Origin of the sequence: Roseivirga sp. UBA1976, assembly GCF_002336325.1 — a bacterium.
In the GTDB taxonomy this organism is placed as follows: Bacteria; Bacteroidota; Bacteroidia; order Cytophagales; family Cyclobacteriaceae; genus Roseivirga; species Roseivirga thermotolerans.
The window spans coordinates 31,562-50,368 of record NZ_DDDQ01000007.1; the positions used below are offsets into that span (position 1 = coordinate 31,562).

General features: G+C 43.4%; 17 protein-coding genes. 9 read left to right on the forward strand and 8 right to left on the reverse strand.

Annotation, left to right across the window (positions count from 1 at the left end; genetic code table 11):
• The 3 genes from B3763_RS00350 to B3763_RS00360 form a co-directional block, all read left to right on the forward strand.
• On the forward strand, positions 1–300 hold a 300-nt coding region (locus tag B3763_RS00350), incomplete at its 5' end, for a sigma-70 family RNA polymerase sigma factor (RefSeq protein WP_286742427.1).
• A 47-nt stretch (positions 301–347) separates the two neighbouring features.
• Positions 348–1,337: a FecR family protein gene (locus B3763_RS00355; RefSeq protein WP_286742429.1), complete on the forward strand. Its 990-nt coding sequence runs from the start codon at positions 348–350 to the stop codon at positions 1,335–1,337.
• Positions 1,338–1,345: 8 nt separating this feature from the next.
• Positions 1,346–2,818: a carboxypeptidase-like regulatory domain-containing protein gene (locus B3763_RS00360; protein ID WP_189629186.1), complete on the forward strand. Its 1,473-nt coding sequence runs from the start codon at positions 1,346–1,348 to the stop codon at positions 2,816–2,818.
• A gap of 91 nt (positions 2,819–2,909) precedes the next feature.
• On the opposite strand, the gene feoB is transcribed toward B3763_RS00360, so the two are convergent.
• From feoB to B3763_RS00375, 3 genes are all read right to left on the reverse strand, one after another.
• Positions 2,910–5,021, reverse strand: a complete 2,112-nt coding sequence (gene feoB / locus B3763_RS00365) for a ferrous iron transport protein B (protein WP_286742432.1) — start codon at positions 5,019–5,021, stop codon at positions 2,910–2,912.
• Positions 5,022–5,026: 5 nt separating this feature from the next.
• Positions 5,027–5,248 (reverse strand): FeoA family protein, encoded by a 222-nt coding sequence (locus B3763_RS00370; RefSeq protein ID WP_229838535.1) that lies wholly within the window; start codon positions 5,246–5,248, stop codon positions 5,027–5,029.
• Positions 5,249–5,318: 70 nt separating this feature from the next.
• Positions 5,319–6,644 carry an HTTM domain-containing protein gene (locus tag B3763_RS00375; protein WP_286742435.1) on the reverse strand — a complete coding sequence of 442 codons (1,326 nt, stop codon included), beginning with the start codon at positions 6,642–6,644 and terminating at the stop codon, positions 5,319–5,321.
• A 42-nt stretch (positions 6,645–6,686) separates the two neighbouring features.
• On the opposite strand from B3763_RS00375, the gene B3763_RS00380 reads away from it, so the two are divergent.
• Positions 6,687–6,842 (forward strand): hypothetical protein, encoded by a 156-nt coding sequence (locus B3763_RS00380; RefSeq protein WP_286742437.1) that lies wholly within the window; start codon positions 6,687–6,689, stop codon positions 6,840–6,842.
• Here the strand turns inward: B3763_RS00380 and B3763_RS00385 are convergent, their stop codons facing one another.
• The gene (locus B3763_RS00385) at positions 6,843–9,269 is read right to left on the reverse strand and encodes a bifunctional UDP-N-acetylmuramoyl-tripeptide:D-alanyl-D-alanine ligase/alanine racemase (protein WP_286742439.1); all 2,427 of its coding nucleotides are present in this window, start codon (positions 9,267–9,269) and stop codon (positions 6,843–6,845) included.
• An 11-nt stretch (positions 9,270–9,280) separates the two neighbouring features.
• The gene (locus B3763_RS00390; RefSeq protein WP_189629190.1) at positions 9,281–9,619 is read right to left on the reverse strand and encodes a tRNA-binding protein; all 339 of its coding nucleotides are present in this window, start codon (positions 9,617–9,619) and stop codon (positions 9,281–9,283) included.
• Positions 9,620–9,734: 115 nt separating this feature from the next.
• Here B3763_RS00390 and B3763_RS00395 point away from each other — a divergent pair, with 115 nt between their 5' ends.
• Together B3763_RS00395 and B3763_RS00400 are read left to right on the forward strand one after the other, a co-directional pair.
• Positions 9,735–10,097: a hypothetical protein gene (locus B3763_RS00395; protein WP_286742443.1), complete on the forward strand. Its 363-nt coding sequence runs from the start codon at positions 9,735–9,737 to the stop codon at positions 10,095–10,097.
• A gap of 82 nt (positions 10,098–10,179) precedes the next feature.
• Complete coding sequence (locus tag B3763_RS00400) at positions 10,180–12,558, forward strand: TonB-dependent receptor (RefSeq protein WP_286742445.1); 2,379 nt, start codon at positions 10,180–10,182, stop codon at positions 12,556–12,558.
• Positions 12,559–12,580: 22 nt separating this feature from the next.
• Here the strand turns inward: B3763_RS00400 and B3763_RS00405 are convergent, their stop codons facing one another.
• From B3763_RS00405 to B3763_RS00415, 3 genes are all read right to left on the reverse strand, one after another.
• Positions 12,581–13,303 carry a HisA/HisF-related TIM barrel protein gene (locus B3763_RS00405; RefSeq protein WP_189629193.1) on the reverse strand — a complete coding sequence of 241 codons (723 nt, stop codon included), beginning with the start codon at positions 13,301–13,303 and terminating at the stop codon, positions 12,581–12,583.
• Positions 13,304–13,441: 138 nt separating this feature from the next.
• Complete coding sequence (locus tag B3763_RS00410; RefSeq protein WP_189629194.1) at positions 13,442–14,149, reverse strand: response regulator transcription factor; 708 nt, start codon at positions 14,147–14,149, stop codon at positions 13,442–13,444.
• Positions 14,142–15,731 carry a sensor histidine kinase gene (locus B3763_RS00415; RefSeq protein WP_189629195.1) on the reverse strand — a complete coding sequence of 530 codons (1,590 nt, stop codon included), beginning with the start codon at positions 15,729–15,731 and terminating at the stop codon, positions 14,142–14,144. The genes B3763_RS00410 and B3763_RS00415 overlap by 8 nt, the downstream gene beginning before the upstream one ends.
• A gap of 126 nt (positions 15,732–15,857) precedes the next feature.
• Between B3763_RS00415 and B3763_RS00420 the strand changes: the two genes are divergently transcribed.
• From B3763_RS00420 to B3763_RS00430, 3 genes are all read left to right on the forward strand, one after another.
• Positions 15,858–16,862, forward strand: a complete 1,005-nt coding sequence (locus B3763_RS00420) for a T9SS type A sorting domain-containing protein (RefSeq protein WP_286742451.1) — start codon at positions 15,858–15,860, stop codon at positions 16,860–16,862.
• Between the two features lie 93 nt (positions 16,863–16,955).
• Complete coding sequence (lysA, locus tag B3763_RS00425) at positions 16,956–18,188, forward strand: diaminopimelate decarboxylase (RefSeq protein ID WP_286742454.1); 1,233 nt, start codon at positions 16,956–16,958, stop codon at positions 18,186–18,188.
• Positions 18,189–18,302: 114 nt separating this feature from the next.
• Positions 18,303–18,731: a c-type cytochrome gene (locus B3763_RS00430; protein WP_229838537.1), complete on the forward strand. Its 429-nt coding sequence runs from the start codon at positions 18,303–18,305 to the stop codon at positions 18,729–18,731.
• Positions 18,732–18,807: the final 76 nt, after the last annotated feature.

Genomic DNA, 18,807 nt, shown 5'->3' on the forward strand with positions numbered 1-18,807 from the left:
GCTCGGCACGTAGCCAGTAAGCAAGAACGTATTGAGGAGGTGAGAAGAAACTTTGTGAGCCATCAACCCGATTTTGAATTGCAAAAGCGAATTGACGATGCGCTGGAAAGTCTTCCTCCACAGTGTCAGCGGGTTTTCCGTATGAGCAGGGAAGAAGGGCTTAAATATCACGAAATTGCAGAAGAATTAGGGATTTCGAAAAAAACGGTTGAAGTGCACATGGGTAAGGCACTAAGGATACTGAGGGATAGTTTAAGTGACTACCTGATGTTTTTTTTACCAATTATAACTTTAATGTAGGGGTAAGCGTGCCTAAAATTGTCAGATTATTGTAGATACAAAATACAATGGAAGAGTTGATAGCCAAATACTTGGCTGATGAGATGGGAGCCGAAGAAAGAAGCAAATTTGAAGAGCAATTGCTTCTTGATGAACAACTCAGCAATGAGGTGCAAAAAACCATTGCTGCCTGGGAGATTTCTGGTCGTACCAATCAACCTTCCTTGAATTTAAACACCCGACAGGCCTGGGAGAAAGTGGCTCAGCAAACCACTAAGCAGCGATCGTTGGTTGCAGAAAAGGGCCGATTCTCTTTCTTAAAAATTGCCGCAAGCATAGTGTTTATTGCCGCTCTTGGCTATATAGGCTGGCAGAACATTGCCCAAAAAACCACTGCCGAACAATTGGCTACAGTGGCTTCATCGGGCGAAATTAAAGAGCTTACCTTGCCCGATGGCACCTCGGTGAAGCTCAATGCTTTTTCTACTGTAACATACGATGAAGATTTTGGCAAAACCAACAGGAATATTTCTCTCACCGGTGCAGCTAATTTTGATGTGGTGAGGAATGAATCGTTGCCTTTTGTTATTTCTACCGAAAACAGTGAGGTAGAAGTTTTGGGTACCAGCTTTGAAGTTAGAGCCTATGAGGCAGAAGCGGTAGAGGTCAATGTATCTTCCGGAAAAGTGGGCTTTAGATCTAAGAAAGCCAAAGGAGAAGAGCAGGTATTAGAAGCCGGAGAAAAAGCCGTGCTTTCGGCCGATGGAACAAAAATGGTTCGGGACAAGGTGCGGAATAAAAACTACGCGGCCTGGTGGACAAGAGAGCTTATTTTTGAAAACGCACGCATGAGCGAAGTGGCCAGAGACCTTGAAAAAACCTATTGGGTGAAAATAGAAGTGGCAGAAGATATTCGCGATTGCCGGATTTCTCAAAATGTAAAAGATAAGTCGTTGGATGAAGCGCTTGAAATACTAGAAGCCACCTTCCCCTCTATGACTATTTCCAGAGTTAAAGAAAATCGTATAAAATTAGATGGTGTTGGCTGTACTCATTAAATTGGTACATGCATCGAAACATCATTGTTTCCCTACTTTTATTCGTTGCTATTAAAATTACTGCTCAAGACAATCAGAATTCTGTTCTTGACCACAAGCTTTCTATTGAGTTCGATGATGTGTCACTTCCCAATGCCCTACGGCAACTCAACCGGGAGGTAAGCCTCAGCTTTTCCTATAACAGCAATATTATTCCGCGAGATACCCGCATTACAGAAAGGTATGAGAACGTTTCTTTGAGGCTCTTGTTAGACGATTTGCTTTCAAAGGGGAACTTGTATTACCGCGAAGTACAAGGCACAATAATTATTCTCAAACGCATTTATAGCGAACGAAAAATTCAGGGAAAGGTGGTTGATGTTGAAACTCAGGAGCCATTGCCCTTTGCCAATGTGTTTATCGATAACAGTACCCTAGGGGTGGCTACTGATTTAGATGGCAATTTTGTGATTGAGAATATACCTGATATCGGGTTTAACCTTGTGGTGTCTTATGTGGGCTATGAGTCAAAATCTATTCCTTTTAATTACAAGCAGGAGGTTGAAGATCGTAGGTTCATTATTGAAATGAAGATAGACCCAATTGCTCTGGAAAGTATACAGGTAATAGGCAAAGCGCGAAGGCGAAAGACCCGTGAGGCGCGCAGACTCTTCAAACGATTCGAAGAAGAGTTTTTGGGAAAGTCTGAAAACGCCAAAAGTTGTGTGATTGTTAATCCCGAAGTTTTGGAGTTTGAAATACTCGACAGTTTGGATAACTACCGAGTGACTGCCGAAGACATGCTTTTTGTCGAAAATAGGGCCCTTGGGTTTAGGGTTAGTTATTTGCTCGAAGAGTTCAGGTTTGAAAATGGTTTGAAGATGAACATTGGCAAAGCTCAGTTTAAGGAGCTGGAGCCTAAGTCGCGCAGGCAATATCGCAACTGGGAAGAAGCCCGGGAGAAAGCCTATAAGGGTTCTGTGCAGCATTTCCTCAATGCCCTAATTACGGGAAAGCTGGACCAGGAAGGTTTTAAGATCAATGTCATAAACTACGACTCTGTCACTTCAGAGTATACCACCCCCCTTAATCCGGCTCCGGTGAGTGAGATTATTCAGGTAGAAAAAACAGACAAAGAATACCTATACACATTAAAGGCCCGGCAAGATATTGAAGTGACTTATACCGGAGAATATGAAGACGATGAGTATAAAAAACTCTACCGTAGTTCCAGTAAAAGCGGAAACTACAAGTACACAGACAAAAAAGCCCGCACCTCTATTGAGTTTTCGAACGGACAAAGCCTAACCAGTTACCAGGTATTTGGAATGGATCTGGAAGATGTAGAGCTTTTTCAAAAGTCCATTATCTTTTTCAATAATCATGAAACTCCAATTGGCTTTCCCGGTCAGTTTTTGAGGCCAAGGGATGTTACTTTTGGTGGTTGGTGGCGATGGGGAGCATTTTCTGACTGGCTTCCGCTCAACTACCGCCCCAATTAATGGCGAATGCCTACTAATTAATTGATGCCTGACTAATTATAGCCAACGCATTGATTTATTAATGAGGTACTTTGCAGAGCCTAAATATCAACTAGCTGAATATATTGTAAGTGGCCAGTGCAGCCAGGTAGGCCACCGCACTCATGTATATGGTTTGAATAAGTGGCCATTTCCACCCTTTCGTTTCTCTATACACCACGGCCAGCGTACTCATGCACTGCATGGCGAAGGCATAAAATACCATTAGGCTAAAGCCAAGTGCCGGAGTGTACATTTTTTCACCGGTTCTGGGATTAATCTCTTTGGCGAGTTTTTCTTTTATAGTGAGCTCGTCTTCCTCATCGGCTCCAATACTGTAAATAGTTGAAATGGTACCTACAAAGACTTCTCTGGCGGCAAAAGAAGTGATAAGCGCTATGCCAATCTTCCAGTCATAGCCAAGAGGTTTTATGGCAGGCTCTATCAGTTTTCCGAACCTTCCGGCATAAGAGTGCTCAAGCTTATAGGCACTCAGGGCGTTTTCGAACTCCTCTTCCGTAGCCGATTCAGGAAGTTCACGAAGCACAAACTCTTCTGCATTATTAAATCGTTCTCCTGGCCCGTACGATGCTAATACCCACAGAATGATTGAGATGGCCACAATTACCTTTCCGGCCTCAAAAACAAAGGTGGTAGATTTTTCATAAATCGTAAGGCCTACGTTTTTCCATTTAGGGAGCTTATAGCCCGGCAGTTCCATAATAAAGTAACTGCGCTCTCTAGATTTCAGAATGAATTTCATAACCCATGCCGAAAGTATGGCGGCTAGCAAGCCAAGCAGGTACAGAGAGGTGAGCACAAGTCCTTGCAAATTTATGAACCCGAGAACATCTTTTTGCGGTACTACAAGGGCTATGAGTAATGTGTATACCGGCAGTCTGGCCGAACAACTCATAAAGGGCGTAACAAAGATGGTAATGAGCCGATCTTTCCAGCTTTCAATGTTTCGTGTGGCCATAATGGCCGGAATAGCACAGGCCATGCCGGAGACCAACGGAACAACACTTTTTCCGTTAAGGCCAAAGCTTCTCATTATCCGATCCATTAGAAATACAGCCCGAGACATATAGCCCGACTCTTCTAAGAGCGAAATAAACCCGAACAACAGGGCTATTTGAGGGATGAACACAACTACTCCGGCAAGCCCGGCAATAATTCCATCCGTAATGAGGTCGTTAATAACTCCGGCCGGCAGGGCTTCTTTTACCCATGTAGACAAGTCGGCCATGGAGGTTTCAATAAGAGCCATAGGCCACTCTGCCCAGGCAAAAATGGCCTGAAAAATGAGCAGTAGAATGGCAGCGAAAATTGCGTAACCGAATACCTTGTGTGTAACTATCTTATCGATACGCTGAGTTAGGCTAAGTTCATTGGCCTGCTCAGTTTTAATATTTCTATCTACAATTTCTGATATGAGGGCATAACGACCAAGAACCTCTTGCGACTGTGTGGGTACGTCATAAAAGCCATTATTGCGCTTAATTTCCTCAATTTCTTCGCGTTGTGCCTCGGTAAGAAAGCTCAGTCGTACATTTTGCTGAGCATACTGGTAGGCTCTGTAGTCTTCATTGAGATTAAAAACACTTTTAATTTCCTCAATGGTTTGCTCGGCTAGGTCTTTAACGGGATAAAAGGGTTTTTTGGGTGTTTTTAGTTCTTGAACGAGTACGTTCTTGAGTGTTTCTATGCCCACTCCCGATCTTGAATTGGTAGGCACTATTTTCACCCCTAAATCAATGGCCAATGAGCGGAGGTCAAACTTGAGCTTGCGTCTTTCGGCAAGGTCCATCATGTTTAACACCAGCACACACGGAATATTCAGATCCCTGATTTGGGTAAAGAGCAGTAGGTTCCTTTTTAAGTTAGAGGCATCGGCCACAACAATGATGACATCCGGATGCTGTGGATGATCCTGATCGAGTAGAACCTCCTGAACAATCTGTTCATCAAGTGTTTTCGGGTAAATACTGTAAGTGCCGGGAAGGTCGGTGAGTTCGGCAATTCTGCCATCAGGCAGTTTGAGAATGCCCGATTTTTTGTCTACTGTAACGCCCGGGAAGTTTCCTGTTTTTTGCTTGAGACCAGTCAGCAAATTGAAAAGGGTAGTTTTTCCAGAGTTTGGATTTCCAACAAGCGCTATTTTCAGGTCTTTCTTAGCTGCCATGTTTGCTAGCCTTCAATCAATATACTTGAGGCCTCTGTTCGTCTTAGTGAAAGTTGATACCCGGCCACACCAATAGCTATTGGACCACCCCAGGGGGCAGTTAGTTCCAACGAGATTTCAGTGCCCGGCAAACAGCCCATTTCCATCAGCTTTACCGATAGTACCTCATCAGTAAAACCTTTGATAACGGCTTTTTCATGAAGTTTTAAATGGGTAACGTTTCTCAAGACTTTATTTAGATTAATTATAAAGAGCGGCAAGTTAGCTGCGAAAAACGGTTTAACAAAACCTTTAATACTATTTGTCAGGGCTTAAAATCCATTCGGAATGTTTAAGTGGTTGCCAGGGCATTTTGGCCAGATCTACCTCAGGATCAATAAGCCGAACGAGCGGTTCTTTGTTCAGGCTCACAAAAGCTTCGGCTCTTATTTCAACATCGCCAAAACCCTCCTTCTCGTATTTTTTATGCAAGTAGCGTGCAAACTGCCATATCATGTCCGGATGACCGGGCAAAGAGGCCGACTGCTGGGTGGTAAGGTGTTGTTTAGGGTTAACTATCCAACTCGAGTCGGCCTGAGGAGAGTACACAGTATAGTTGGTATAGCCTGATTTATAACGGAGCATCATGCGCCAGGCAAGCCGATGCCCTTCTTCAGTGTAGAACACATCGCCTTTGTACAGATGGTGTCTAACAGGTAGGTAAAGTTGATGCGCAAAGTAGACTACAAAAAGGGCCACCAGGCCAATGCAACTGGGAGTGAGCGATGGAAGGCTTTTCTCTGTGGTGATAATAGGCTTCTTTTTAAAGAAGATGCGTCTTATGGTTTCCGGCTCAAAGAAGAAGACCATGAGGGCGATCATGAGGTAGGGAAAAATGCCAATGTGGAACACTAAGGAGTTGAATAAGTTAAAAACGATGGCTAGTACAAATGCTGCTTTTCGGGTCTTTTTCCAGAGCAACAAGTAAACAATACAGGCATCGAACAAAATACCACCATAAATTACCAATTGCTGAAGCCAGTCTTTTTGAAGCCAGGGGCCAATTAACCAGCGGTTTCTTTTGCCAAGAAAATTCATGGCTATGAAGTCTCCGTTGAGCCAACCAGGATACAGCTTATGAGCAGCTGCAAAAGTGAAGACTATCCACAATTGAACAACAAAAATGGTAATGCACCACCTGGGGCATGTGGTAGATACTACCGAATTCCACCGTTTTGCATCTCTTGAAGCATAGGCATGAGCCGGCACTATAAGCATGAACAGGCTCAGGAGTATAAGGAGGTAATAGTGGTTGTTGTAATGCGATTTTTGCATCCAATACACCAAAGTCCAAAGAATCGTAAAGAGTCCTACCCCCATTCGATAGTAGTAGCCAAACATAATCATCAGGCCACAAACGGACATGGCATAAAAATAAACGTACATCCACGGTCCGTCAGGAGGTTGCAGCCATTCCATGCCTATTAATGTAAAATTAAATTCAGGCTCTATGAGGGCTCTCTTTACCCATCCGGTAAGTGTAGCTCCAAAGCACTCCAAAAAGACCAGTGCTCCAAAACAAATTCTGAATAGAATGAGCGGTGAATTATCTACAGGTTCAAATTGTGATTTTAGCCAGTTCAATGCTAAGTTGAATTATTGAAGTCAAGTTAAGGTTAAAGTGGTATGGCTAAAAGTAAAATGAAGGCTTTGAGCAAAAAGCTAAAAGAAAAAGAGAAGGAAAGTAAGGTAAAGCACTATACTGCCGATGATGACTCTCTGGATTTTGGTGGGTTGCCTAAGGATAGGGATCTGAAAAAGAATATAGGCTGCGGGGGCTAGTTATTCCGAATAGAACACACGCTTTACACGGCTACTCACGTTGGTCAGTATTTCGTAAGGGATGGTGTGTGCCCATTCGGCTAGTTGGCTCACGGTAGGTTCGTTTCCAAACACAATCACCTCGTCTCCTTCTTTAGCTTCTATGGCCGTCACGTCAATCATGGTCATGTCCATGCATACATTGCCTATAGTGGGGGCTGGTTGTCCCTTAATGCAAACAAAAGCCTTGCCCTGGCTAAAGGCTCTCAAATAGCCATCAGCATAACCTATGGCAATTACTGCAACAACCATGTCTTTTTCAGCTTTGCCTTGCCTGCTATAGCCTATGGTTTCACCGGCTTTCACCTTTCTTATTTGTGAGATTATAGTTTTTAATACTGCAGGGCGTTGCAGGTGGTTTTGGTATTTATGATTAACCTCCACCCCATGTAATCCAATGCCAAGTCGAACCATATCGAGCTGATGCTCAGGAAAACGTGTAATACCCCCTGAGTTGAGAATATGCCAAAGCGGTTTGTAGTTCAAAAGCGCTGACAGCTCAGAGGCCATTTGCTTGAAACTTTCAATCTGTGTCAGGGTAAAATGGTTGTGCTCATCTTCATCGGAGGCGGCCAAATGAGAGAATATGCTGTTTACCCGAATGCCCGGATTATAGCGCAGATATTCTTTCAGACTTTCCAGGTCGGTTTGGTTAAAGCCCAGGCGATTCATTCCGGTGTTTAGAATGAGGTGAACCTCTAGTTCTTTTTGAAAAGCATTGTAGGCCTCATGAAACTCACGAAGCAGGGACAATGAATATATTTCAGGTTCCAGCCTATACCTTATCATATTGAAGGCATCGTCCACATTGGGATTCATTACCATTATAGGACTTTTGATGCCGTCTTTGCGCAAAGCTATACCCTCATCGGCATAAGCCACCGCCAGGTAGTCTACCTTATTGTATTCCAGAAGACGCGCCACTTCACTGCTGCCCGACCCATAGGCAAATGCCTTAATTACCGCCATGATTTTGGTGCGAGGCTTTAGTAGCGAACGGTAAAAGTTAAGATTGTGCCGAATGGCATCCAGATTAATTTCGAGAACTGTGTGGTGCACTTTCTCTGTGAGCACTCGAGATACTCTTTCTAATGCAAACTGACGAGCCCCCTTGATCAAGATGAGATGATCTTTCAGGTCTTCCAGGTCGTCCGACTCCAGAAGTGCTTCAGTGTTGTTGTAAAACCTTGCTTCCATATGAAAGGCTCTATGTGCCTCCTTTAGCTGAGGGCCAACGGCAAACAGTTTTTCAATTCCCTTGGCCATTAGAAGCTCATTGAGACTTTCCAGGTCGGCCTTCCCAATGTTGGACTGTATGAAGTCTGAAAGAATTAGTGCCTTTTTGTGGAACATGTGTTGCTGCTCCATAAAGCTTAAGGCTTTACCCAAGCCTGCCAGATCGTTGTTATAGGTGTCGTCAATAATCTGATTGCCCCTTACACCGCGTTTTAGTTCCAGACGCATTTTCACGGGCTTTATCTTGTCAAGCCCTTCCTGAATTTTACGCAAGGGGGTTTGGCAATAGAGCGCGGCAATTATACAGTGTGTAAGGTTTTGCATTGAGGCTTCATCTGTAATGGACGTGCTAAAGGTTAGCCGCTGTCCATTCCATTGAACTGACAATTGACCCGGACTATGACTTACTTCAATCTCGGCCCGACCTTTTCTGGACCACGCCAGTTTATGCCCGGCAAACACTTTGTCGATTACTGCAGCAAGTTCTTGCTGATCAGCCTCATAGATCAATACATTACTCCTTTTAAAGAGTTTGAGCTTTTCACGAATTTTTTCTTCTAAAGAATTGAAATTCTCCTCATGAGCAGGCCCAATGTTGGTGAAAATACCGAGGGTAGGAGCTATCATGAGTTCCAGGCTATCCATTTCTCCGGGTTTAGAAATACCTGCTTCAAAAATGCCCAGGTCAAACCGATTGGAGAGTGGCCACACGGAGAGTGCTACGCCCAACTGAGAGTTATAACTTTTAGGATTGGACAGTGTATATTGGGTTGGTGCCAATATGGCGGTAAGCCATTCTTTGACAATGGTTTTGCCGTTGCTGCCTGTTATACCAATTACCGTTTGCTTAAAGGCACTTCTTTGGTAAATGGCGAGTTGTTGAAGGGCTCGGAGACAAGATTCAACCCGTACCACATTGGCATGATCTGGCAGTTCCACTTCTTCATCGACCAGAAAGTGCCGGGTGCCTTGTGCTGCCAGACTCGAAATAAACTGATGTCCGTTGGTATGCTGCCCTCTTAAGGCTGCAAATAGCTCGGTCTCTCTAAAAGTGGCCTGCCGACTGTCAAAACAAATGGTTTCGAAAGTGGGGGTTGTGGTTTTAGACAACAACTTGCCACCAGTGATTGCTACCAGTTGATCTATTTCCAATGGCTACAGGTTTAAAAGAGTTTTGCCCCGTTCGGAACAGGTACGTCAGGAGCACAAAGTACTACATTTCCATCCGAGTCAGGAAAGCCGGTAACTAAAACTTCAGAGATCATTTTTCCAATTTGCTTGGGAGGAAAGTTAACCACCGCCAGCACTTGTCGACCAATTAATTCTTCTGGAGTATATCGTTCCGTAATCTGTGCGCTCGTCTTTTTATGACCGATTTCTTCTCCAAAATCTACGACCAGCTTATAGGCCTTTTTACGAGCCGAATCGTTTATTTCGGCCGAAATAACAGTACCTACACGTATTTCCACTTTCTCAAAATCGTGCCATTCAATAAGGTTCATATGACTTACAAACAAAAAAGGTTTGACAATTGGTGTAATTAGATAAACAAAATTATTTGCCTAACGTTAAGCTAGTTACAATTTTTGATTAATTTAGGCGTCCAGTATTTAAAGTATGGCTCAAAAGATATCAGTTTTTACTCTCTGTTTACTAGGAATTGCTTTCCTCAACCAGACTGCTTTGGCTCAGGAAGAGGGAGGTTCAGTAGATAAAACCGAAAATGTACAAGTGTCTCCCGTAGATTCTTTAAGCACTATGGAACGGGGAGAACAAGAATCTGTATCTGAGCCAGTCACTACACCTTTCAATATTCCTTCCAACGAATTGAGAAAGACGAAACCCCAGCCCGTGAATAAAGTGAATACTGGCGATAAAACAACCCCTGAGGGACAGGTAAAACCAAAGGAAAATAAACAAGAGGTTTCCTTTAACATCATCTACTACCTGATCTATAAGTTCAAACAGGTCGATAACTAGACTTCTTTTCTTTTACCAACCATTCAAGTAATTACTTTCTTTGTTTTTGCAATAGTGTTGCAATGCTGTATACCTTTGCCGCATGATTCAGCGGTCGCTTTATAGTCTGATCTTCTTTTTATCTGCATTGGCCCTTATGGCTCAGGAGAATTGCTCCTATTCACTCAAGGGGAAAGTAAAGGCCGCTATAACCGATGAAACTATACCGTTTGCTACGGTCATACTCAAAGGCAACACAGAACTCTCACAAGTATCTACAAGCAACGGTAGCTTTAATTTTTCAGGCCTGTGTTCTTCAGAGGTTATTCTTACTGTACGATTCGTTGGTTTCCAGACTTACTCCGATACATTGACCCTAAGTTCGGGAGGTAATACCATTGAAGTATTGCTTCAGGAGAATGTACATGAACTAGAAGAGGTACTGGTGATAGAAGAGGGGGTTGAAGAGGTAGCTACAATTGCCCGGGCGGAAGTAAACGCGAAGGCTCTTGAGAAATTAGGAGGAGAGTCGTTGGGTAAAAGCCTTTCAGGCCTATCAGGAGTGAATATGTTGCAATTCGGTCCCACCATTGCCAAGCCGGTAATTCATGGGTTGCACAGCAACCGAATACTAATTCTTAACAACGGTATCCGCCAGGAGGGACAGCAGTGGGGGCAGGAACACGCTCCTGAAATCGACCCGTTTGTGGCAAATAACCTGAGGTTGATAAAAGGAGCAGCGGCTGTTAAATATGGTTCCGATGCCATTGGAGGAGTTATTCTTGTTAATCCGGCCGAGCTGCCCCGAAGCGAAGGATTGTCAGGAAAGGCAAGTATGGTTGGTGCGAGCAATAACGGAATGTATGCTGGCTCTATGCTTGTTGAAGGAGGGCTGAAAGGGCTCAGAGGTTTTGGGTGGCGTTTTCAGGGCACTTACAAACGGGCTGGCGATGCCAGCGCACCTCAATACAGACTTACTAATACGGGAACCCTTGAAAGAAATTTTTCGCTTGGTGCAGGGTATCATACCGATGCTTTGGGGGCAGAGCTATTCTATAGCAGTTTCGATGCTGAAATTGGCATTTTGAGGAGCGCCCACATTGGCAATCTCACCGATCTTGAGCGGGCCATAGGACGAGATAGGCCTCTTTTTGTGGAGGATTTCAGTTATACGATAAATAATCCTTATCAGGCAGTAAATCATCAGTTGCTTAAGGCCAATGGGCATATGACCCTCGAGAATATTGGTGAGCTATCAGCTCAATATGGGTTACAGATTAATAGAAGAGAGGAGTTCGATATTCGTAGGGCAGGGCGTTCTACAATTCCTGCCCTTGCACTCGATTTATATACGCATACCATCGACCTGGACTTTGATATGTTGCCTCAGGGAAGCTGGAAATGGGATGTGGGAGCAAGTTTTATGTATCAGAACAATGAAAATGATCCTGAAACGGGGATTAGACCACTTATTCCGGATTTTGAAAACTGGACTGCCGGAGCACATGTAATCTCGCGGTTCATTCAAACCAACTACGAATTAGAAGCCGGGGCAAGGTATGACTTTAGACATTACCTCATCAAACGGTTCGATCGAAACAACAATCTGTTAAAGCCGGAGTTCGATTTTAGCAACCTCACAGGCTCGGTGGGAGCACTGTTTTTCCTTTCCAATAATCTTCAGCTAAGAACCAACATTGGCACAGCCTGGAGAGCACCTCATGTCAACGAACTATATAGCGAGGGGCTTCATCATGGTGCCGCGGCTGTAGAAGAAGGGAATCCGGAACTTGAGAGTGAAAAATCAGTAAAATGGATAACCAGTCTGGAAAAGAATACGGAGAAGCTCGCTTTTAATTTTTCAGGATATATCAACCTGATTACAGACTATATTTATCTAAGGCCAGAAGATGTGGCTCTGACCATACGTGGTGCTTTCCCTGTGTTTCGATACAGGCAAACCGATGCGCTTCTTACCGGAATAGATGCAGATGTTAGCTATAAAATTAGTGACCGGCTGGAGAACAAAAGCAAACTCTCCGTTATTTATGCTCAAGACCAGCGCCTGCGATCGCCACTTATAAATATTCCGGCCAATTCCGTATCAACTGCTTTGGAGTACGCTCTTAATTTAAAGGGCTTTGAGTCTTCTCATATAGGCTTTGAACTGGCCTTTACAGATAGACAGAGAAATGCACCCCGAGTGGTTTCAATTGCTGAAATTTTGGAGGCTAATGAAAGCGATTCGGACTTGTTTGCGTCAGATCAATCGGTTTTCGATATTCTGGATGTACCCGGAGCGTATACCCTTGTAAACCTGGAGGCAGGTTTGGAGAAAAGGCTTAGAAATTCAGCGCTTCGCGTCAACCTGGCGGTTACCAACCTTTTTAATGTGGAATATAGAGATTATTTGAACCGGTTCAGGTACTATTCGGCTGAGATGGGGCGCAACATTACCCTGCGGTTGAATTACGAGTTTTGAGTTAGAACCAAAAAGAAAAAGCCTACTTCAGCAGGCTTTCAATGTCTTTGAGCGTCAGGTTGCCCTCGTAGTATGCCCTTCCGAAAATAACGCCTTTCACTCCAATATCTTCCAGTTTCTTGATGTCATCTACAGAGCGAACCCCACCACTGGCTAAGAGGTGTACGTTAGGGAAGGTTTTAACCAGATGTTTGTAAAGGTCAAAGTTAGGCCCCTCTTCAATACCGTCTTTGTTCACGTCAGAACACTTCACGTATTTAATACCCCTCATGTAGAAGTAGTCTATATGCTCTTCTACATCGGTATTGGTTGCTGTTTGCCAGCCCCTGATGGTTATTTTACCATCTTTGGCATCGGCTCCAAGTGTAATTTTCTCGCGGCCATAAGACATAAGCCATGAAGAAAACAACTCTCGCTTGTTTATAGCAACTGAAGAGGCGGTTACTGAGGTAGCTCCGTGTTCGTAGGCTTTCGAAATGTCACCGTCAGTTCTTATACCCCCACTAAAATCTACCTTCAGGTCGGTATAGCCCGCAATCATTTGCAGTATGTGGTAGTTAATAGGAGAGCCCTGGCGTGCGCCATCAAGGTCTACAATATGAATTTTCTGGATGCCATAATCTTCAAATTGTTTTGCAATATCTACAGGGCTATCCTGATACACAGTTTCTCTTGAATAATCGCCCTGCTTTAATCGGGTAAGCTTTCCGTTTATTATAGATATTGATGGTATAATCTGAATCATGGTTATTAAGCACTTTAAAAGCGGCTAAAACTAGTAATTTTTTAACCAGAAAAATGAAGCCCAACTTTAATTATTTATTAAAAGCCGGTTGAATAAACTAGTAAAAAATACAGCTTCCTGCAAGCTTTATGCTATGAATCAGTTGGTTAATTGGGCATTGGTAATGAGTTTGAATCCAGAGCCGTGCAGTGTCATGATCTGTACAGAAGGGTCTGCCTTTAGGTGCTTTCGCAATTTGGCAATATATACGTCCATGCTTCGGGCATTAAAGTAGGAGTCGTCTCGCCATATTATTTTTAGTGCCGTACTTCGGTCCAACGGCTGGTTTAAGTGAAGGCAAAGTAGTCTTAGAAGCTCCGATTCTTTAGAGGTAAGTTTGGTTTGGTCATTTCCATGCATGAGCAGCTGCTTATCATAGTCGAAGTGGAATGAGCCAAAGTGAAACTCCTTCTGATCAGAAATTTGAGGGTTCTTTTCTGCTGTTCTTCTCAAAATTGCCTGAATTCGCAATAGCAATTCTTCCATGCTGAAAGGCTTGGTAATGTAATCATCGGCCCCAATTTTGAACCCTTCGATTGTATCTTCTTTCATTGATTTGGCCGTGAGAAAAATAATAGGGGTTACCGAATCATTTTTCCGTATTTCCTTAGCCATAGAAAAGCCATCTTTTTTGGGCAGCATAATATCGAAAAGGCACAAATCGAAGGCCTCTTTTTTAAACGTTGAGAGACCTTCTTCTCCATCTCTGCAAAGTTTGGTTTCGTACCCTTTTAGGGTAAGATATTCGTTGAGAATCTGCCCCAGATTGGGGTCGTCTTCAACCAGCAAAATTTTAAAACTAGCCATGAGCAAACGGTAAAAATACTTTGAATGTGCTTCCTTTTCCGGGTTCACTCTTTACACTTACTGAACCCTGGTGCATATCTACAATGTTTTTGACATACGAAAGGCCTAACCCAAAGCCCTTTACATCGTGAACGTTTCCTGTAGATACACGATAAAACTTGTCGAATATTTTCTGAGTGGCCTCCTTAGACATGCCAATTCCTTTGTCAGATATTTTAATGATCACTCCTGTAGAAATACTTTCTGTGCGAATGTGAATTTCCGGAGCATCGGGCGAGTACTTATTGGCGTTGTCCAACAGGTTATAAATTATGTTGGTGAGGTGCACCCTGTCCGCTTCAATCACTGAATTGGAAGCGAGTAATTGGCTGGTTATGGTACCTCCCCTTTTTTCTACCAATATGGTAATGTTTACCAAGGCCTTTTCTATAATGTCGTGAACATCTGAAAGCTCAAATTTGAGCCTAAAGTCTTTTTTATCCAGGCTGGCAATTTGAAGTACCTTTTCAACCTGCATTCCCAGGCGCTTATTCTCATCTCGGATTACCTGTACATAACGGTCAATAATGGCCTTGTTGCTTTTAATATCATCATCTTGCAAAGCCTCTGTGGCCAAAGACACTGTTGCAATAGGAGTTTTAAACTCATGGGTCATATTATTAATGAAGTCGTTCTTGATATCCGAAAGCTTCTTTTGCCGCAGTATTACCATAATGGCATAGGCAAAACAGCCTACCACAATAAACATGAGTAGGCCTGAGGCCGAAAGCGGCAAGAGGGCCTGTTTTAAAAGGTAGTTGCGTTCGTTAGGAAAATCAATGGCCAGAAAATAGTCTTTCACCTCCAGATCCATGGGGAACAGATTGGCCTTTAAAGGAGAAGATTTTATGCTTTCGGCATCTTCTTTAACATTGGCATTCAAGAGCTTAAGCTCGTCTTTGGCGCGGTCTATAATGCCATAGTTATACTCCAGGTCAATACCACGGTTGGTTAGTTCCCTGCGCAGCAGAGTGTCCAGGTCGGCAGGGTTTACACGCTCAAAAAGATTGTTGCTTCCCATTAGATGTTCCAGCCAACTCTGTTTGAGCATGTCCATGCGCTGGTTCATTTGGCGTTCCATGAGCAAACGCTGGCCATTATCAGTAGGAGGCATGGGGCCATAGCCCATGGGAGGTTGGTTTACAAAAGCATTAAAATTGAAAGAAAAAAGAATTTCCCCCGCTTGTTCGTTTACCTCAACCTGTAACATGCTGTTAAACACCTCTTCTATGTTTTGAACCTGGGCATTGCCAGCCCGCTCATAGGCGTTGTTGTTGGCAAATCTGTTAAGGGTGTCTCTCAGAGCTTCCAATCGGTTTTGCTGAATAGGCATTATGCGATTGGCATCGCGCTGCAGAAAATTATAGTCGTTTTGTATGGCCAGTTTGTAGGTCACTTCGTTGAGCGCATCGTTAACCGCTTTGGTAAAACGCTCCTTATTCACTGCGCTTACCTCATTGATCCAGTAAAACTGGAACCCTATGAGCCCTAGCAGTGCTACACTCAACAAACCAATCAACCAACGAATCTTTCTCTGAGTCACGCGACTAAATTACGGCTAAATAACAGGCCTAAAGTGCTGCTTAACAATTATTAACATCGTTTAACCGGCCTTTAACAACGTTTTGCAGCTCTGCCCAGTAATTTAGCATAGTCAAAACAAGAAACTATGAAAAGGTCAATTTTCCACCATTTAAAGTTACTGCTGGGTATGTTTGCCCTGTTGCTGGTTGTGGGCTGCAATCAGGCAGTGCAGGCTCAGAATGAACAGATAAAAGAGAGCCAGTCTGTTTCAATATCTACTACCGAAGAGGGAAAAATCAAGCTGAAAGTAGTGCAAAAGAGGGGCGATGATGAAACTACTTTTGAAAAGACATACGATTCTTATGAGGCCATGCACAACGACCCCGATTTGGAAAAATACGGCATTAATAAAAATGCATTAGGCTTTACCGGAAGCATGGGCAAACCTCAATTCTTTTTCCACAATGGGCCGGCTCAGGGTTTTTGGAACGATGATGATTTCTCCATGGCTCCTTTTAGAGAAATGGAAGAGCGAATGAGAGAAATGATGGAGCAGTTCGGCCACAGAGGTTTTGCTTTTGGGTTCGATGATGATGACTTCATGAATATGGACTCATTGGTGCAGCGCTTTAGTTTTAAAAATGACAATGGCCGGTTTTTCTTCAACGGGAAGGAAATTACCGATATGGACTCGCTAAAAGAGGTTATGAAAGACAAGTTTAAAAACTTTCATTTCGATTTCGATTTTGGCGATTGGGAAGATGATTCTTTTGGAGCTTGGGGCTTTAGCCATGACGATGATGACGTAAGAGTAATTACACGAGCCAAAGTAATGGTGAAGTCGGCTAGTGAAGAAGATAAAAAAGTGGTAGGAACCGAAAACATGGAAGCACTGGAGTTGAGGGACATTAGTTTCTACCCCAATCCAAGCGATGGCCGCTTCGATGTTGAACTAAAAACGAAAGCCGATTCCCCCATTCAGGTGATAATTGTAGACGACAATGGCAATGAAGTCTTTAACAGAGTCGGCCGTCCGCAGGCCGGAGAATATAAATTCAACGTAGACCTAACGCACGAAGGCAAAGGCATTTACGTTATGAAATTGATTCAAAACGACAAAGCGCTTACCAAGCGAGTGGTAATCGAGTAAATTTTAGTTTTAGTTGAGTATTTCGAAGAGGAAGCCGGTCAAGCTTCCTCTTTTTATTTTATGGCTCTATATTTGGCGCTCAATTAGAAAATTATGGAATTAGTGAATGGCCGATACAATATTCAAGGGATTGACTTAGAGTCTCTTGCTGAAGAGTTTGGCACACCCGTATATGTGTATGATGCGGCCAAGATAAAATCGCAGTTCGATCGTCTTTCCGAAGCTTTTCCTCAGGTAGACCTCCGAATTAAATATGCCTGTAAATCGCTTACTAATATTTCCATACTTAAGCTATTGAAGAGCTATGGTTCTGAGTTAGACTGTGTATCGGTTCAAGAAGTAAAATTGGGTTTAAAGGCAGGTTTTAGCCCTGAGCAAATATTATATACCCCAAACTGTGTTTCGTTTGAAGAGATCCAGCAAGCGGTAGAACTGGGGGTGATGATAAACCTCGACAATATCTCGCTTCTTGAGCAATTCGGAAACAAGTACCATAATACGGTTCCCGTTTGCATTCGCCTCAATCCTCATATAATGGCCGGAGGCAACAAGAAAATCAGTACGGGACATGCCGATTCCAAATTCGGTATATCTATCTACCAAATAGCTCATATTCTCAAGGTGGTTTCTACCTACAACATCGATGTGGTAGGGCTCCACATGCATACAGGTTCCGATATTTTAGACGCGGAGGTGTTTCTAAGAGGAGCCGAAATTCTTTTCGATGCGGCCAAAAACTTCGATGCCCTTCGGTTTATAGACTTTGGTAGCGGTTTTAAAGTAGCCTACAAAGAAGGAGATATTACAACCGACATAGAGGAAGTGGGGGCAAAGCTGTCTTCGGCTTTTGTGCAGTTTTGCGAGACCTATGGTAAAAAACTCGAAATGTGGTTTGAACCCGGTAAATTTCTGGTAAGCGAGGCCGGTGTTTTTCTGGTGCGGACCAATGTGGTTAAAACAACCCCTGCCACAGTTTTTGCGGGCGTAGATTCAGGATTAAACCACCTCATCCGCCCCATGATGTACGATGCCTACCATGAGATTGTAAACATTTCGAACACCTCTGGCACAAAACGTGTATACACTGTGGTTGGCTACATTTGCGAGACCGATACTTTTGGTTTGGACAGAAAATTGAGTGAAGTAAAAGAAGGAGATATTCTGGCCTTTAAGAATGCCGGAGCCTATGGCTTTAGCATGGCTTCTAACTATAATTCACGCCTGAGACCGGCCGAAGTATTGGTGTATAACGGCAAGGCCCACCTGATTAGGCAAAGAGAAACCTTCGATGATATTCTGCGAAATCAGGTAGAGATAGATATCTAATTTCAGGGCTTCAGAAGTCGGTTTTTCGACTTGCTAAGCCAATTAATTACCCGTTTTGCAACGTGAAAATTGCGAAACTTCATTAGTTTAGAAAATTCAAGAAGAAACGCGCTTATGAACACTAAGAAAATGACTTTACTAGCCCTGTTTGGAGGGTTTTTGTTAGCCTCTTTCTCATTTAAGTCAGTCGACCAGAGCGATGCACTGAAAAAAAGTATGGCAGCCGGAAAGACTACATACGATGCCGTATGTTTGGCCTGCCATATGGACAAAGGCCAGGGAATTCCTAATGTTTTTCCTCCTTTGGCCAAGTCTGACTACCTGATGAAAGATGTAGACCGCAACATTAAAAACCTTATTCAGGGCTTGAGCGGAGAAATAACCGTAAACGGTAAAAAGTACAATCAGGTAATGCCTGCCTCTGGCCTAGACGATGAGGATATAGCCAATGTATTGAACTACGTGATGAACTCGTGGGGCAATAAAGCCGAGAAGATGGTGACTAAAGAGCAGGTAGCCAAAGTAAGAGCAAGTCTCAAATAAGCAAGTATCCGAAAAATAATCGGTCGAGAAAGCAGTTAACACTTTGAAACCTGTAGTGCATTTTTGCTTAATGAAT

Excerpts from the sequence above, each read along its gene's own strand:
- B3763_RS00355 (WP_286742429.1), top strand. The coding sequence starts at position 348 with ATGGAAGAGTTGATAGCCAAATACTTGGCTGATGAGATGGGAGCCGAA.
- B3763_RS00360 (WP_189629186.1), top strand. The coding sequence starts at position 1,346 with ATGCATCGAAACATCATTGTTTCCCTACTTTTATTCGTTGCTATTAAA.
- feoB (WP_286742432.1), bottom strand. The coding sequence starts at position 5,021 with ATGGCAGCTAAGAAAGACCTGAAAATAGCGCTTGTTGGAAATCCAAAC.
- B3763_RS00380 (WP_286742437.1), top strand. The coding sequence starts at position 6,687 with ATGGCTAAAAGTAAAATGAAGGCTTTGAGCAAAAAGCTAAAAGAAAAA.
- B3763_RS00390 (WP_189629190.1), bottom strand. The coding sequence starts at position 9,619 with ATGAACCTTATTGAATGGCACGATTTTGAGAAAGTGGAAATACGTGTA.
- B3763_RS00395 (WP_286742443.1), top strand. The coding sequence starts at position 9,735 with ATGGCTCAAAAGATATCAGTTTTTACTCTCTGTTTACTAGGAATTGCT.
- B3763_RS00400 (WP_286742445.1), top strand. The coding sequence starts at position 10,180 with ATGATTCAGCGGTCGCTTTATAGTCTGATCTTCTTTTTATCTGCATTG.
- B3763_RS00405 (WP_189629193.1), bottom strand. The coding sequence starts at position 13,303 with ATGATTCAGATTATACCATCAATATCTATAATAAACGGAAAGCTTACC.
- B3763_RS00410 (WP_189629194.1), bottom strand. The coding sequence starts at position 14,149 with ATGGCTAGTTTTAAAATTTTGCTGGTTGAAGACGACCCCAATCTGGGG.
- B3763_RS00420 (WP_286742451.1), top strand. The coding sequence starts at position 15,858 with ATGAAAAGGTCAATTTTCCACCATTTAAAGTTACTGCTGGGTATGTTT.
- lysA (WP_286742454.1), top strand. The coding sequence starts at position 16,956 with ATGGAATTAGTGAATGGCCGATACAATATTCAAGGGATTGACTTAGAG.
- B3763_RS00430 (WP_229838537.1), top strand. The coding sequence starts at position 18,303 with ATGAACACTAAGAAAATGACTTTACTAGCCCTGTTTGGAGGGTTTTTG.